General features: G+C 45.0%; 15 protein-coding genes and 1 other RNA gene. 15 read left to right on the forward strand and 1 reads right to left on the reverse strand.

What is annotated here, in order from left to right; genetic code table 11:
* Nucleotides 1-65: 65 nt before the first annotated feature.
* From ACMN7X_RS08295 to ACMN7X_RS08355, 13 genes are all read left to right on the forward strand, one after another.
* The gene (locus ACMN7X_RS08295; RefSeq protein ID WP_418746995.1) at nt 66-1076 is read left to right on the forward strand and encodes a deoxyguanosinetriphosphate triphosphohydrolase; all 1011 of its coding nucleotides are present in this window, start codon (nt 66-68) and stop codon (nt 1074-1076) included.
* Complete coding sequence (gene dnaG / locus ACMN7X_RS08300; RefSeq protein ID WP_418746996.1) at nt 1077-2846, forward strand: DNA primase; 1770 nt, start codon at nt 1077-1079, stop codon at nt 2844-2846.
* A gap of 38 nt (nt 2847-2884) precedes the next feature.
* Nucleotides 2885-3985 (forward strand): RNA polymerase sigma factor RpoD, encoded by a 1101-nt coding sequence (gene rpoD / locus ACMN7X_RS08305; RefSeq protein ID WP_418746997.1) that lies wholly within the window; start codon nt 2885-2887, stop codon nt 3983-3985.
* A 9-nt stretch (nt 3986-3994) separates the two neighbouring features.
* Nucleotides 3995-4687, forward strand: coding sequence for a tRNA (adenine(22)-N(1))-methyltransferase (locus ACMN7X_RS08310; protein WP_418746998.1), 693 nt, complete (start codon nt 3995-3997; stop codon nt 4685-4687).
* A 16-nt stretch (nt 4688-4703) separates the two neighbouring features.
* Nucleotides 4704-5480 carry a Nif3-like dinuclear metal center hexameric protein gene (locus tag ACMN7X_RS08315; RefSeq protein ID WP_418746999.1) on the forward strand — a complete coding sequence of 259 codons (777 nt, stop codon included), beginning with the start codon at nt 4704-4706 and terminating at the stop codon, nt 5478-5480.
* Nucleotides 5481-5493: 13 nt separating this feature from the next.
* Nucleotides 5494-7158, forward strand: coding sequence for a nucleoside kinase (locus ACMN7X_RS08320; protein WP_418747000.1), 1665 nt, complete (start codon nt 5494-5496; stop codon nt 7156-7158).
* A gap of 41 nt (nt 7159-7199) precedes the next feature.
* An RNA gene (gene rnpB / locus ACMN7X_RS08325) (RNase P RNA component class A) lies at nt 7200-7548 on the forward strand.
* Between the two features lie 74 nt (nt 7549-7622).
* A complete protein-coding gene (locus ACMN7X_RS08330) occupies nt 7623-8495 on the forward strand; it encodes a lysostaphin resistance A-like protein (protein ID WP_418747001.1) in 873 nt (290 codons plus the stop codon).
* Nucleotides 8496-8630: 135 nt separating this feature from the next.
* On the forward strand, nt 8631-9737 hold the full coding sequence (gene recA, locus ACMN7X_RS08335) for a recombinase RecA (RefSeq protein WP_418747002.1): 1107 nt from the start codon (nt 8631-8633) through the stop codon (nt 9735-9737).
* A gap of 79 nt (nt 9738-9816) precedes the next feature.
* Nucleotides 9817-10422 (forward strand): regulatory protein RecX, encoded by a 606-nt coding sequence (locus ACMN7X_RS08340; protein ID WP_418747003.1) that lies wholly within the window; start codon nt 9817-9819, stop codon nt 10420-10422.
* Between the two features lie 153 nt (nt 10423-10575).
* A complete protein-coding gene (rny, locus tag ACMN7X_RS08345; RefSeq protein WP_418747026.1) occupies nt 10576-12108 on the forward strand; it encodes a ribonuclease Y in 1533 nt (510 codons plus the stop codon).
* Between the two features lie 83 nt (nt 12109-12191).
* A complete protein-coding gene (locus ACMN7X_RS08350; RefSeq protein ID WP_418747004.1) occupies nt 12192-12686 on the forward strand; it encodes a hypothetical protein in 495 nt (164 codons plus the stop codon).
* A 32-nt stretch (nt 12687-12718) separates the two neighbouring features.
* Nucleotides 12719-13549 (forward strand): P-loop NTPase, encoded by an 831-nt coding sequence (locus ACMN7X_RS08355; protein ID WP_418747005.1) that lies wholly within the window; start codon nt 12719-12721, stop codon nt 13547-13549.
* Between the two features lie 68 nt (nt 13550-13617).
* On the opposite strand, the gene ACMN7X_RS08360 is transcribed toward ACMN7X_RS08355, so the two are convergent.
* Nucleotides 13618-14187, reverse strand: a complete 570-nt coding sequence (locus tag ACMN7X_RS08360) for a xanthine phosphoribosyltransferase (protein WP_418747006.1) — start codon at nt 14185-14187, stop codon at nt 13618-13620.
* A gap of 185 nt (nt 14188-14372) precedes the next feature.
* Between ACMN7X_RS08360 and ACMN7X_RS08365 the strand changes: the two genes are divergently transcribed.
* Together ACMN7X_RS08365 and ACMN7X_RS08370 are read left to right on the forward strand one after the other, a co-directional pair.
* The gene (locus tag ACMN7X_RS08365; protein WP_418747007.1) at nt 14373-15056 is read left to right on the forward strand and encodes a response regulator transcription factor; all 684 of its coding nucleotides are present in this window, start codon (nt 14373-14375) and stop codon (nt 15054-15056) included.
* 12 nt (nt 15057-15068) lie between these two features.
* Nucleotides 15069-16712, forward strand: a complete 1644-nt coding sequence (locus ACMN7X_RS08370) for an ATP-binding protein (protein WP_418747008.1) — start codon at nt 15069-15071, stop codon at nt 16710-16712.
* The last annotated feature ends 21 nt before the right edge of the window (nt 16713-16733 follow it).

Consider the following 16733-nt stretch of genomic DNA (forward strand, 5'->3'; position numbering starts at 1 on the left):
TTTTCTATATTTCGGGAAGGATTTTTCGATTTGACGGCGAATATATATAATAAGGAGGGATTTACATGAATATTCGGGAAAAACAGGAAATATGGGAAAAAGAATATTTAAGTCCCTATGCTTCATTGAGTCAGAATTCCCTCGGACGGGACAGGGAAGAGCCTCAATGCGACGTGCGTCCGCTATATCAGAGGGACAGGGACAGAATACTGCATTCGAAGTCTTTTCGGAGAATGAAACATAAAACCCAGGTATTTTTAGCTCCGACCGGCGATCATTATCGAACTCGTCTGACCCATACACTGGAAGTATCTCAGATTGCCCGTACCATTGCCAGAGCTTTGCGGATGAATGAAGATCTGACGGAAGCTATCGCTTTGGGCCACGATCTGGGGCATACTCCCTTTGGACATGCAGGGGAAGATATTTTGAATAAACTCCATCCGGATGGCTTTAAGCATTATTATCAGAGTGTCCGGGTGGTTGAACTACTTGAGAAAAATTGTCAGGGACTGAATTTGACAAAAGAAGTCAGGGATGGTATGATGAACCATTCAACATCGCGGATGCCTATGACGATGGAAGGGAAGATCGTTCGTTTCTCAGATAAGATCGCCTATATCAATCATGATATTGATGATGCGATGCGAGCTCATATTATCAGCGAAGAGGATCTGCCGATCGAATACAGGGATGTTCTCGGATATTCGCCGAAACAGCGTCTGAATTCGCTGATCCACAGCGTTATTAATGAGAGCATGGGACGGCCGGATATTCTCATGGGCGAAGAGATTGAAAAAGCCATGCTCGGACTCCGGAGTTATATGTTTGAGAATGTGTATACGAATCCAATCGCCAAAGGGCAGGAGAAAAAGGCGCAGAATATGCTGGAGGCCCTGTATCACCATTTTATGAATAATTTCCATGAGCTTCCGGAGGAGTATGTGCGCCTTGTGAGTGAACGGGGTGAAAAGAAAGAATCCGTGGTGTGCGATTATATTGCGGGTATGACGGATCAGTATTCAATTCATGTATACGAAAATCTGTATGTACCATTTGTTTGGAAGGTGGTTTAAATGTTTTATTCCGATGATGTCATCGAAGAGGTTCGCTCGCGCAATGATGTGGTGGATTTGATTGGAAATTACATAAAGCTGACAAAGAAGGGGAGCTCTTATTTTGGATTATGCCCGTTTCATAATGAGAAATCGCCCTCATTTTCGGTAAGCCGGGACAAGCAGATGTATTATTGTTTCGGCTGCGGCGCCGGCGGCAACGTTTTCACCTTTGTGATGGAATATGAAAATTATACCTTTGTGGAGGCCGTGAAATATCTGGCGGAACGGGCCGGTATCAGTCTTCCCGAGGTGGAGGTTTCCGAAGAGCAGAAACGGATTCAAAGCCAGAGACAGCGTCTGCTGGATATACATAAAATGGCTGCCCGGTATTTTTATTATCAGTTAAAAAGCAAAAACGGCGCCAATGCGCTGGCCTACTTTGAAAACCGATGTCTTTCAAAGGAAACCATTGCCCATTTCGGGTTGGGATTTTCGAATCCCTATCGGGATGATCTATATCAGTTTTTAAAGAGTAAAGGTTATGACGACGGGATTTTGAAGGCTTCCGGGCTGGTAACGATGGATGAAAAATACGGCGCTCACGATAAATTCTGGAATCGGGTTATGTTTCCGATCATGGATGTAAATAATAAAGTTATCGGCTTCGGCGGCAGGGTACTTGGGGATGGAACGCCGAAATATCTGAATTCCCCGGAAACCCTTCTGTTTGATAAGAGCAGAAATCTTTATGGCTTAAATTTTGCCAGGACATCCAGACAGCCCTTTATGATCATCTGTGAAGGCTATATGGATGTCATTGCCATGCACCAGGCGGGGTTTACCAATGCGGTGGCTTCTCTTGGAACGGCATTTACATTACAGCACGGCATTTTGCTGAAACGGTATACGGAGGAGGTGCGGCTGGCCTATGACAGTGATGAGGCCGGAGTGAAAGCGGCGCTCAGGGCCATACCGATCTTGCGTTCTGCCGGGCTGAGAATTCGTGTGATCCATATGAATCCGTATAAAGACCCGGATGAATTTATAAAAAATCTGGGAGTTGAGGCTTTTAAAGAAAGAATCGATGCGGCGGAAAACAGCTTTATGTTTGAAGTTTCTGTTTTGGAGCGTTCCTACAATCTGGGTGACCCGGATGGCAAAACCCGCTTTTTTAATGAAGTGGCAAAACAGCTTTTGAATTTTGAGCAGGAGCTGGAGCGCAATAATTATATCGAGGCCATCGCACGCAAATATGGCATTTCTTTCGAAAATTTGCAAAAGCTCGTCAATCGTTATGGGTTGACGCTTCCGGAAAGGGAAGTGCGCAGGGAGGAACGGCCGGTCATCCGGAAGGAAAACGCGGGAACTGAGTATCCGGAGGCTTTACTTGCTTCTCAGAAATTGCTGCTGACCTGGCTTGTGAATGATATATCCCTGTTCAAAAAGATCAAACCATGGCTGGGATGGGAGGACTTTGTGCATCCGGTGTATCAGCGGGTATGCCGGGCTGTGTATGAATCCATTGAAACGACAGGGCAGATCGTTCCGGGACAGATTATTAATCTGTTCCAGGAAAAAGAAGAACAGAAACTTGTTGCCGGTATATTTAATTCGGATATTGCTGGTATTGATGATAAAAACGCCAGAGAAAAAGCGCTTACGGAAACTGTTGTGCGGATTAAACGATATCATTTGGATGAATTGAGCCGGCGGACGCAGGACCTGGCTGAATTACAGAAAATTATACGAATGAAATCGGAGTTACAGCATTTGCATATTTCTCTTTAGTGTGGAAAGAATATAGACAGATTGCCAGGAGGAAGAATATGGGCGAAAAAATGTCGTTTGATGAACGCTTAAAAGAACTGGTGGCAGCCAGCCGTCAGCGGAAAGAAAGTATGGCTTTCCAGGAAGTCATTAACTATTTTTCGGATATCGATCTGACGGAAGAACAGACAGAACAAATATATGAAGCCATGGATAAGGCCCACGTGGATCTGCTGAAAATAGACGATGCCGATTTAGAAGAAGAATTTCTGGACAGTGAGGAAGTTGAAACCGTCCCGGAGATCGATCTGTCCGTTCCGGAAAGTGTCAGTATGGAAGACCCGGTGCGCATGTATCTGAAGGAGATCGGCAAAGTGCCCCTTTTATCTGCGGAAGAAGAGCAGGAACTTGCGGAGAGAATCGAAGCGGGGGATGAGGCGGCGAAAAAACGTTTGTCCGAAGCAAATCTCCGCCTTGTTGTCAGCATTGCCAAACGGTATGTGGGCAGAGGAATGGCGCTGCTTGATCTGATTCAGGAGGGAAATCTGGGGCTGATGAAGGCCGTAGAAAAATTTGATTACCGAAAAGGCTATAAATTCAGCACCTATGCGACCTGGTGGATCCGTCAGGCGATCACCCGTGCCATTGCGGATCAGGCGCGAACCATCCGTATTCCGGTTCATATGGTGGAGACGATCAATAAATTAAGAAGGACTTCCAGACAGCTTCTGCAGGAATTGGGACGGGAAGCAACGCCGGAGGAAATTGCGAAACGCATGGATCTGCCGGTGGAGCGTGTTCAGGAAATCATGAAAATTTCCCAGGAGCCGGTATCTTTGGAAACGCCGATCGGTGAGGAGGATGACAGCCATCTCGGCGATTTTATTCAGGATGACCATGTGCCGGTGCCGGCGGAAGCCGCTGCCTATTCGGTGCTTCGGGAGCAGCTTCAGGAAGTACTGGCAACGCTTTCAGACAGGGAAGCAAAGGTCCTCCGGCTTCGTTTCGGGCTGGAAGACGGTCGGGCGAGAACCCTTGAAGAAGTTGGAAAAGAATTTAATGTGACCCGGGAACGGATTCGTCAGATTGAGGCAAAGGCACTCCGTAAGCTTCGCAGTCGGGGAAGAAGCAGTAAATTAATTGATTTTTTGTCGAACTAGGAGAATATTATGCAGAAAATATCAGACAGACTGATTCGGGTGGCTGAACTGGTACCCGAAGGCAGTCGCCTGGCAGATGTCGGAACGGATCACGGATATGTTCCCATATGGCTTTTGGAAAAGGGAGTCATTCCTTCGGCCATTGCCATGGATGTGAACCGGGGGCCGCTGCTCCGGGCCAGGGAAAACAGAGACAGGTATGGCTATCAGAAGGTTATGGAAATCCGGCTTTCCAATGGCCTGGAAAAGCTAAGGCCGGGGGAGGCAGATACGGTGCTGATCGCCGGTATGGGCGGCCCGCTGATGATTCAGATCCTCGAGGATGGCCGCGAAAACAGTCAGGGAGTTTCCGCATGGGTACTGCAGCCCCAGTCGGAGATTCCATCCGTGCGCCGGTATTTGATAACCCATGGCTTTAATATTGTCGATGAAATTATACTGATCGATGAAGGTAAATACTATATGGCGATGAAAGCCCTTCCGGGGGAGGCAGAACCGTGGGAGGACGTTGAGTATTTATTTGGGAAATATCTGCTTGAACAGCGCCACCCGGTGCTTAAAAAATTTTTAGAAAAAGAAAAACGAATTTATTTGAGAATTTTGAGTCAATTGACGGAAAATCATCAGTCCGGCACTGCGCGCTGTGAGGAAGTCACTGCCTATATGACAGCGCTGGACCGGGCGATGGAATACTATAAATAAAAGGATGGATACATATATGAACGGCAAGGAATTATATCGTCTCCTTCAGGTCCATTTTCCAAATGAAGCCGCGCTTTCATGGGACAATGTGGGACTTTTGTGCGGACGGATGGATAAGGAGATTCAAAAGGTTTATCTGGCTTTGGATGCAACCGGCGAAGATATCGCCGAGGCTGTTCGGGTCGGGGCGGATCTGCTTCTGACTCATCATCCGATTATCTTTTCATCCATCAAGCGGATCGAGGAAAAGGATTATCTCGGGGAACGGCTGCTTTGCATGATAGAAAATCATATAAGCTGTTACGCCATGCACACAAATTATGATGTCAAGCGGATGGCGGATATTGTTGTTTCAAGGATGGGGCTGGATAATCTTCAGGTGCTGGAGCCGACGGCGGCGGATGGACATGAGGGAATCGGTTATACCGGGGACTTTAAAAGTCCGATGACGCTTGGTGAATGTGCTGCCCGGATAAAAGAATGGTTTCAGATTCCCGATGTGCGGGTTTACGGTGATATGCAGCAGGTGATCCGCCGTGTTTCCGTGTGCCCGGGCTCGGCCAAGGGGATGGAGGATTTTGCGCTGGCCCAGGGCGGCCAGGTCCTGATCGGCGGCGATTTCGGCCATCATGAAGGGTTGGATTGTCTCGAAAAACATATTTCCGTTATCGATGCCGGCCATCATGGATTAGAGCATCTGTTTGTTGATGATATGGCGGACTTTTTTGCCGGGCATTGTCCGGATATAAAGATATATAAGTCGAAAAATGTCTGTCCGTTTCGGACAGTGTAGAGAAGGTGATAAGATGGGAGAAATTAATGACATTCAAGTAACTGTCCTGGATGAACCGGGAGAATATCCGAAAGGAGTTTCATTAGAGGAAATCGCTGAAGATTTTCAGGCCAGATATCCGCATAAGATCATCATGGCCCGGGTCAACGGAAAATTAAGAGAGCTTCATAAAACATTGAATGAAGATGCTTTGGTGGAATTTATGACCACCGGAGATAAGATCGGCGAACAGGCTTATCGCCGTACGGCGACATTAATGCTGACAAAGTCAGTCAAAGATGTGATGGGGAAAGACGCGAAGCTGGTTGTCCAGTTTTCAATGCACAAGGGGTATTATTGCGAAATTAAGGGTCACATGCCTATCGATGTGGATATCCTTAAAAATGTCAGCAGTCACATGAAGGACCTTGCAGCGCAGAATATTCCGATCATTAAGCATACCGTTTCCACCAGGGAGGCGGCCGAAATATTTGAAGCGAACGGAATGCATGAAAAGGCACGGCTTTTAAAATATCGCAGAGCATCAAGAGTAAATATGTATCAGTTGGAAGACATTTCGGATTACTATTATGGTTACATGGCACCATCCACCGGTTATATATCCCGGTTTGAGCTTATTCCATATCGTGAAGGATTTGTTATTCAAATGCCCGCCATCGAAGCACCGGAGATTGTTCAGGAATTTAAACCGTCAGAGAAGATCTTCGATGTTCTTAAAAAATCTACCGTATGGGGAGAGCGGCTCGGCATATGTAATGCCGGCCAGTTGAATGAGTGCATCTCCAATGGAGAATTTATGGATCTGATGCTTGTTTCCGAGGCGCTTCAGGAGAAAAATATTGCGGATATCGCGGAAGATATTTACCACAGCGGCAAACGCATCGTTCTCATCGCCGGCCCATCCTCTTCGGGGAAAACAACCTTTTCCCACCGGCTCAGCGTACAGCTTCGGGCCAAAGGATTAAAGCCTCATCCGATTCCTGTTGATAACTATTTTGTGGACAGGGAAAAGACGCCGAGAGACGAAGATGGAAATTATAATTTTGAATGTTTAGAAGCTCTGAATATCGAGCAGCTGAATAAAGATCTGACAGCTCTTTTGAGCGGCGAACGGGTGGAATTGCCGATATTTAATTTTGTGAGCGGCAAATCCGAATACGGAAAAAATAATTTTATGCAGATCGGAGCAGAGGATGTCCTTGTGATCGAAGGAATTCATTGCCTGAATGACGCGTTGACAAACGCCATCCCGAAAGAAGATAAATACCGGGTATATATCAGCGCTTTGACCCAGTTAAATCTGGATGAACACAACCGCATAGCGACAACGGATGGACGGCTGATCCGCCGGATCGTCCGGGATGCAGCGCGAAGAGGGACGCAGGCTGCGCACACAATTGCCATGTGGAACTCGGTACGGCGTGGTGAAGAGTTTAATATTTTCCCTTATCAGGAAAATGCCGACGCTCAGTTTAACTCAGCTTTGATCTATGAATTATCTGTATTAAAACAGTTTGCCGAACCTCTTTTATTCCGCATACAACCTGAGCAGCCTGAATATGAGGAGGCAAAGAGACTGTTGAAATTCCTGGATTATTTTGTCGGGGTGACAAGTGAAAATATCCCGAAGAATTCTATTCTCAGAGAATTCATTGGGGGCAGTTACTTTAATGTATAACCCTCTTTACAAATAAGTAAAAGAGTGTTAATATAATATTTCAAGTCTGCCGAATGGTCGCGCCTGTATTTGCCGAAAGGCCTCAGGTGAGGAAAGTCCGAGCTTCACAGGGCAGGATGCCGGATAACGTCCGGTGGAGGTGACTCTAAGGAAAGTGCAACAGAAATAAACCGCCGGCATTTTGCCGGCAAGGGTGGAAAGGCGGGGTAAGAGCCCACCGTTCCTCTGGTAACAGAGGAAGCCATGTAAACCCCATCCGAAGCAAGACCGCACATGGGACAATACGGCGGCCCGTCGTGTCCCGGGTAGGTCGCTGGAGCTTCCTGGCAACAGGAAGTCGAGATAGATGACCATTTTTAACATAACTCGGCTTACAGGCAGACTTGAAAAAAAGATACTGATTTTCAGTGTCTTTTTTCATTATCAAAAAACAACAGAAAAAATATAGAAGGTAAGGGTTGGAAATGGATGGATTAAAGAGAGCATGGGGAATTGTATCACCGATGGTGATTTTTCTTGTCATAGAACATGTGGTTTCTTTTTTTGCCGCGTTTACGTTTATGAACAGCAAAGTGGATGCGGCGGAGATGTTGAGCGATGTCCAGGTCAGGGAGCTGCAGGAAGCGGCTGCCGATATGCTGGTGAATAATGTTTTGCTGATGTCGGGTATTGCGGCGCTGCTTTCTATTTTAATATTTTATCGGGCGCTCAATAAAGAATGGTTGAAGCGGCCGTATCGTATACTGCCCATTTCCGGTGTATTCCGCCGTTATATTTATGTGATCCTGGCGGCTGTCGGCATGACGACGGCTTTTAATCTGGGGGTCAATGCCTTTGAATTGTTCCGTTATGACATTGATTATGCCCAGATCGCGCGGGGGATTTATTCGGAGCCTTTCTATATGCAGCTGCTTGTTATCGGATTTCTAATGCCGATTGCCGAGGAAATGATGTTCCGGGGGCTTATTTTTGAACGGCTGAGTCACTATGGCAATGAAAAAGCCGGCATTATTTTGACAAGTATTTTATTCGGCGTTTACCATGGCACAATGATTCAGATGCTTTATGCTTTCGTGTTCTCGCTGCTTATGCTTTATGCTTATAAGCGCACCGGTACATTTTTGGCGCCGGTTGTCTTTCATATTGCCAGCAATTTATCCGCACTGGCTATGAATCAGTTGAGGCCGCTATCCGCCATGGGATATTCGGTAGGGATTGTTTTGTTCTTCCTTATCGGCCTTTTCGGACTCTATCAGTTAAAACAGAGTAAATTATTTAAAGTTATTCCTCTGCAAAAACGCAGGATGGGAGATATTTCTGTCGAAGAAGGTGAATAATGGTCGTCAGATTATGATTTACCCGGTGAAAAAATCACGTTATAATTATTGACAGAAAGAGAAAAATCCTGTATGATAGATACAGATGCGAACGAATGTTCGGGAAAGATATTAGGGATAAGGAGAAATGAATCTATGGGAAACAAGGCGGATAAGGTAGATAAAGTAGATAAGATGAAAGCATTGGATGCTGCCATTGCACATATAGAGAAACAGTATGGAAAGGGCTCAGTGATGAAGCTGGGAGATAATACGGCAAAGATGGATGTGGAAACGGTGCCTACAGGCGCATTGAGTCTGGATCTGGCCCTTGGCCTCGGAGGTGTTCCGAAGGGACGTATTATTGAAATTTATGGGCCTGAATCTTCAGGTAAGACAACGGTAACGTTACATATGGTTGCAGAAGTTCAGAAGCTTGGCGGTATCGCAGGATTTATCGATGCTGAACACGCCCTGGATCCGGCATATGCACGGAATATCGGTGTGGATATTGATAATCTTTATATTTCTCAGCCGGATAACGGCGAGCAGGCCCTGGAGATCGCGGAGACGATGGTTCGCTCCGGCGCCATAGACATCGTCGTTATCGACTCGGTTGCGGCGCTTGTCCCGAAAGCGGAGATCGACGGAGAGATGGGAGATGCCCATGTGGGCCTGCAGGCACGGCTGATGTCGCAGGCTTTGCGTAAGCTTACCGCAGTTATCAGCAAGTCGAATTGTGTCGTTATTTTTATCAATCAGCTTCGCGAAAAGGTCGGCGTTATGTTCGGAAGCCCTGAGACAACCACCGGCGGACGTGCTTTGAAATTTTATTCCTCCGTGCGTATGGATATTCGACGTATTGAGTCTCTGAAGATGAATGGGGAGGTTGTTGGAAACCGCACCCGTGTGAAGGTTGTCAAGAATAAGATCGCTCCGCCGTTTAAAGAGGCGGAATTTGATATTATGTTTGGCAAGGGTATTTCGCGGGAAGGCGATATCCTGGATCTGGCGGCAAATGTAGATATTATTGTGAAGAGCGGCGCATGGTATTCCTATAATGGCGCTAAGATCGGACAGGGCCGTGAGAATGCCAAAAACTATTTGCGCGAAAATCCTGAGATCATGGAAGAGGTAGCAGCAAAGGTCCGCGCTCACTATGGTTTGGGCGGCGCAGTGGAAGAGAACAGTGAAGAAGTGAATCAGAAAGCTGCGGCGGAAAACGATGCCGCGTTATCCGCTTCCGAAGGAACAGAGGCATAATAAGTTTAAGAGTCCCTGCTGATTTTCAGAAAAAAGAGAAATTCAGCAGGGCTTTTTAAGATTGTCAGGAGAGTATTCAATGCTTATATCTTACGTGGAAAAATACGGCAGATCAAAACAGAAAATAACGCTGGCCGACGGTGACAGCTTTATTATTTCCGAAAAGGACTGGAAAGCTTTTGGCGCAGAAGCCGGGGAAGATATGGATGACGGGTTGATTGAAAGGCTTTATCGGGAGTATCTTCTGCCGAAGGCGAAGCTTCGGGCGTTAAATCTTTTGAAAGTGCGGGATAGAAGTCATAAAGAACTGATTTCTCGCCTGAAACAGGATGGCTATCCGGAGACGGTCATACGGCAGGCGATGGATTATGTGGACAGCTATCACTATGTGGATGATATTCGGTTCGCAAAAAATTATGTTGAATATAAAGGGGGCCGGAAAAGCCGCAGGGAGCTTGCATACGAGCTGTCGCAGAAAGGAATTGATATAACTTCTCTGACAGAAGGCGAAGACGGAATAGTTCTTCCCGATGACAGAGAGACAATTCGGGCACTTCTTGAGAAACGATGGGGAGCGGACGCAGCGCCGGATGTAAAGGAGAAAGAGCGTATGATGCGCTGCCTAGGGCGGCGTGGCTTTCGGGGCGGAGATATTTTGTCAGTTTATCGGGATTTGGGCATTTAAGACAATTTTTTACAGAATATTTAGTCAATATGTCAGTGGAATCATGAAATCCACTTGACATAATTATAAAAAAAGTATAGAATTTAAGTGTTGTATTTATGTACAATTAAAACTAAATAAGGAGGTGCTCCTGTGCCGCTAATTACTGCAGTTATTGCCATTGTTGCAGCTGTTTTAATTACTGCCCTTATCGTTTGGAATGCAGCGATTTCTTATAGAAAAAAAGTCGTTGAATCTAAAATTGGTTCAGCAGAGGAAAAAGCTCGGGAAATTATCGACGAAGCTATGAAAACTGCTGAAGCGAAAAAACGTGAAGGCCTTCTTGAAGTCAAGGAAGAAGCTTTAAAGAATAAAAATGAGCTTGAAAAAGAAAATAAGGAACGCAGAAACGAATTGCAGAAGTACGAAAAACGTGTACTTTCCAAGGAAGAAGCTGTGGACCGGAAGGCAGATTCTCTTGAACGCAGAGAAAATCAACTGGCATCACGCGAGGACAGATTGAACAAGCAGCTGGCCGAAGTAAATGAACTGAACCAGAAAAGAGTACAGGAACTCGAAAGAATCTCAGGTTTAACCTCCGAACAAGCAAAGGAATATCTTTTAAGAACGGTTGAAGATGACGTTAAGCATGAAACCGCAATGTTAGTTAAAGACCTTGAAAACAAGGCAAAAGAAGAGGCAAATAAAAAAGCGAAGGAATACGTGGTGACCGCTATTCAGAAATGTGCGGCCGACCATGTGGCGGAGACAACGATTTCAGTTGTTCCGTTGCCAAATGATGAAATGAAAGGCCGTATCATCGGACGTGAAGGACGGAATATCCGTACTTTGGAGACAATGACAGGCATTGATTTAATCATTGACGACACACCGGAAGCAGTTATTTTATCCAGCTTTGATCCGATTCGGCGCGAGGTCGCACGGATCGCACTGGAAAAACTGATTGTAGACGGCCGTATTCATCCGGCACGAATTGAAGAAATGGTTGAAAAAGCTCAGAAAGAGGTTGAGACCATGATTCGTGAAGAGGGAGAGGCAGCAACCCTTGAGGTTGGAGTACACGGTATCCACCCAGAGTTGGTGCGTTTGCTTGGTAAGATGAAATATCGGACAAGCTATGGACAAAATGCTTTGAAACATTCTATTGAAGTAGCGCATTTATCCGGTCTGCTGGCCGGTGAGTTGGGCGCTGATGTAAGGATGGCTAAGAGAGCCGGACTGTTACATGATATTGGTAAATCCGTAGACCACGAGATGGAAGGTTCTCATATTTCCATCGGTGTGGATTTGTGCCGTAAGTATAAGGAATCCGCCATTGTTATCAATGCAGTGGAATCCCATCATGGCGACGTAGAACCAGAAACACTGATTGCATGTATTGTACAGGCAGCGGATACGATTTCTGCTGCAAGACCAGGAGCTCGTAGAGAAACCTTAGAAACTTATACTAACAGATTAAAACAATTAGAAGATATCGCCAATGAATTTAAAGGCGTTGATAAATCTTTTGCTATACAGGCAGGACGAGAGATTCGCATCATGGTAGTTCCAGAACAGGTTAACGATGATGATATGATATTACTGGCAAGAGATATTTCCAAGAAGATTGAAGACGAATTGGAATATCCGGGACAGATTAAAGTAAATGTTATTCGCGAATCACGGGTAACCGATTACGCGAAATAAGTACATCGTTGAAATTGACAGGATATATAGGCCCTTGGAAGAGTTCATCTTCCAAGGGCATTATGTTTATAAGGGAGAATTTTATGCAGGGAAGAGAAGAAAAAGAAAAAATCGTTAATTATGGTTTGATCCATATCGTCGATAACGATAGGGATATTAAGACGATATTTAATAAAAAAAATTATGAGAAAGAATTTCTGGCCTTTTATGATATTTATACTCAGGGTCTGAGGGCTTATGATGCGCTTTATGATGAGAGCAGTCAGCCGGAGGCCTACGCACAGGAAGTGGCCCTGAAGATCATGGCCCACGAAATGGAAAAAATCAATGCCATCACGAAGAAATCAAAAAGAGAAATGCAGATGATGGAAGACAGCGCATTTACCGCCCTGTTTGTTGTTCCCGCCATCGCCCGGTTTCAAACGCCGGCCACAGAGCAGCTGGCAGATTTTCTTGTAAAAGAATGGCGGAAAAACTTCCCTAAGAATCAGATTCAAAGAGGTGATTTTGAGAAGATCAATGCAGGTTTTAAAGAAAAGAGAGGTCTCCTTGACTTCCTCAGAGGACGCGTAGTATAATGAAAGATACGAAATTTAAAGGAGTGAAATAAATGAGCGAATCATGTAATGAATCCAGCTGCAGTTCATGCAATGTAGAGGGATGTTCATCAAGAAAGACGGAAGACTTCAGCGTTCCGGCCAATGCAAAGAGTCATATTCAGCATGTGATCGGCGTTGTGAGCGGTAAGGGCGGAGTGGGTAAATCCCTGGTTACTTCTGAGCTTGCTGTTCTTTTGCAGAAACGCGGTTATAAAGTAGGTATTCTGGATGCGGATGTTACCGGTCCATCCATTCCAAAGGTATTTGGACTTCACGGACAGGCTTTTGGCACGGATGACGGTATTATTCCTTTTGAATCCAAAACCGGAATAAAAGTAATGTCCGTTAATCTTATTTTAGATAATGAAGAAGCGCCGGTTGTATGGCGCGGCCCGGTGATCGCAGGCGTTGTCAAACAGTTCTGGAGTGAAGTCGTATGGGGAGAACTGGATTATCTTCTCGTTGATATGCCTCCGGGAACCGGTGATGTACCGCTGACTGTATTCCAGTCACTGCCTGTGGATGGCATCGTTGTTGTTACCTCGCCTCAGGAACTGGTTGGCATGATCGTAAAGAAAGCATATAATATGGCCCAGATGATGAATATTCCTGTATTTGGTCTTATCCAGAATATGAGTTATGTTCTCTGCCCGGACTGCGGAAAACAGATTTATATTTACGGCGAAGGCCACGGTGAAGAGACCGCAAAAGAATTAAATATTCCGGCCTATGCGTCCCTGCCGATGATTCCTGAGATAGCAGCCCTTTGTGATGCCGGAGCGATTGAAGATTATGATAACACATATATGGAAGAATTCATCAATAAACTGACAGCAAAATAAAAAAATCTCTGTCCTTAACCTGTAAAAGGGATCGGGACAGAGTTTTTTATTTTATAGAAACGGAATAATTACAAAAATTCAATAATACCTTCGCCAAGGCGGGCAATCCGGGCCTGGGAGTAAACGTCGAATCCGGCCTGTTCCAGGCGGCCGCGTCCTTTTTGAAAGGATTTTTCGATAAGAATACCAATTCCGGCAACGGTGGCTCCTGCCATCTGAACAAGGCGGGCGGCGCCGGTAGCGGCCTCACCGTTGGCAAGAAAATCATCGATAATAAGTACCCGGTCATCCCGATGGATATAATCGCGGGAAAGGGTCAATTCATAACTTGTCCCCTTTGTAAAAGATGTGATATTTGTCTGAAAAACCTGACCGTTTAATGTTTTAGATGTCTGTTTTTTAAGAATAACCATCGGTACTTTTAACGCCTGAGCTGTGTAGACCGCAGGGGCGATGCCGGAACTTTCAATAGTCAGCACGCGTGTAATGCCATAATCTTTGAAATGTTCGCAAAAGTCCTGGCCAACGGCCTGCATCAAATCCGCATCAACCTGATGATTTAAAAATCCATCTACTTTTAAAACTGAGTCACTGAGAGCTCTGCCTTCCGCCAGAATTCTATCCTTAAGTAATTTCAATTTTTTCACCTCATCTGTATATACTATGATTTTCTAAGTATTATATCACATGAAAGAAGCCTGGGAAAGATTTTTAAATAATTTTATACAGAAAAACATTTTTTCACATTATGGTCATATTTTGGATATATAATATAGGAAATTGAGTTCGGAAAGAAGAATTTTGGCTCGAAAGGGGAAACTTTATGAAAAATTGTAAAATTCTTGTGATTGATGATGAAAGCCGTATGCGGAAACTTGTGAAAGACTTTTTGACAAAAAAAGGATATGAGGTGCTGGAAGCTTCCAACGGTGAGGAAGCCATGGAAATTTTTTATGAAGATAAAGATATCGATCTGCTGATTCTGGATGTCATGATGCCTAAGATGGACGGATGGGAAGTGTGCCGGGAAGTAAGAAAAACTTCTAAAGTACCGATCATCATGCTGACGGCCAAGGCCGATGAGCGGGACGAGCTGCTTGGCTTTGAATTAGGCGTGGATGAGTATGTGACTAAGCCTTTCAGCCCTAAAATACTTGTAGCGCGTGTGGAGGCTATTTTGCGCCGGAGCAGCGTGAATACGGATGACGGCATTGTCAAAGCCGGGGATATCACCATGAATAAAAATGCCCACGAGGTGTTTGTCGGGGATAAACCGATTGAGTTGAGCTATAAAGAATTTGAACTGTTGGCCTACTTTATTGAAAACCAGGGAATCGCCTTATCAAGAGAACGCATTTTGAATAATGTATGGAATTATGATTATTTTGGTGATGCCCGGACAATTGATACCCATGTAAAAAAACTCCGGAATAAGATGGGCGAACGGGGCGAATACATTAAAACCATATGGGGCATGGGTTATAAGTTTGAGGTTTCAAAGGAATAGCGGAGGATCGTTATGAACAAGTCGTTGCGGGTAAAATTATCGGCCACTTTGATGGCTACGGTTTTTTTAACCATGGTTGTCTCGATACTGGTGAATAATTTTTTCCTGGTGGATTATTATATCTCCGGCAAGCAAAAGGCGTTGATTGGGGCCTACAATCAAATCAATCAGATGTATAACACCTATGGCGTTTCAAAACAGACTGAAGGCGAAAAAGGTGAAAACAATGAGATTTACCAATGGTTTAATTCGGAAGATATTTTCAAGCTGAGTGATTTTCTGGATATGGAGTTGTCCATGGAACAGCTCAGTCAGAATAATAATATCGGAATTCTTCTGTATCGTATTCAGAATAAACGGATCATTAACCAGCAGGCGGTATACGATATGCAGGTTTTATTTTCTTCCAGCGGAAGCAATACCTCCTCGGAGGATGTGGAAAGCTTTGCCATTTACCGGGATTATATTCAGTCGGAAGACAGGACAGAGGTTTCCAGCGAAACGGACCGGTACGCGCTCCAAAAGGTGTATGTCAAACGAATGGATTCCTATTATATTTATCTGATAGGAACGATTGACAATGGGGATCGGATCATGCTCAGGGCTTCGGTGGAGAGTATCGAGGAGAGCGCTCAGATTTCCAATCAGTTTTTTATCTATGTGACGATGTGCGTCTGCGGCATCAGCTTTTTGGCGATGCTTTTTATATCGAAACGGTTTACGGAGAAGATTCTCGCTTTGGCAAAAATTGCCCAGAAGATGTCTCATCTGGATTTTGCCCAGAAGTATCCGGTGGAAACTGAAGATGAGATCGGGGTTTTGGGTGAAAGTATCAATACCCTGTCTGAAACTCTGGAAAAGACCCTGGGAGAACTGAAAAGCGCCAATGTTCAGTTGAAACGGGAATTAGAGCAGAAGGTTCAGATCGATGAAATGCGGAAAGAATTCTTGTCCAATGTGTCCCACGAATTAAAAACGCCGATTGCACTGATTCAGGGATATGCGGAAGGACTTCAGGAAAATATTAATGATGATGCGGAAAGCAGAGATTTTTACTGTGAGGTTATTATGGACGAGGCGGCAAAGATGAATGGGCTTGTCAAAAAACTCCTGGATCTGAACCAGATAGAATTTGGTACGGATACATTGACAATGGAACATTTTGATATTGTATCCACCATCGATAATATTTTATCCAATGCGGAGATTCTTTTCCGTCAGAAGGAAGCGACGCTGAAGTTTGACGCGGATGCGCCGGTATATGTCTGGGGCGATGTCTATCTTGTTGAAGAAGCGTTTACGAATTATATGTCGAATGCGCTGAATCATGTGGATGGGGAACGGATCATTGAAGTTAAGGTTGTCAAAGAGGGAGACACGGCGAAAATATCTGTATTTAATACAGGGGCGCCGATACCGGAAGATGATATCGATCAGATCTGGGTGAAATTCTACAAAGTGGATAAAGCCCGGACCCGGGAATATGGCGGCAGCGGTGTGGGCCTTTCCATTGTGAAGGCGACCATGGAAAGACACGGACAGTCCTACGGTGTGAAAAACAAGGAAAAAGGCGTCGAATTCTGGTTTACTCTGGATGCTTCCAATAAAGTGCCGGAACTGCCGGAAGATGTGGAAGAAAACTCCGGCCGGAAATGATAATATGAATAAGAAAAATAC

The sequence above is a fragment of the Frisingicoccus sp. genome, assembly GCF_048388605.1.
Lineage (GTDB): Bacteria > Bacillota > Clostridia > Lachnospirales > Lachnospiraceae > Frisingicoccus.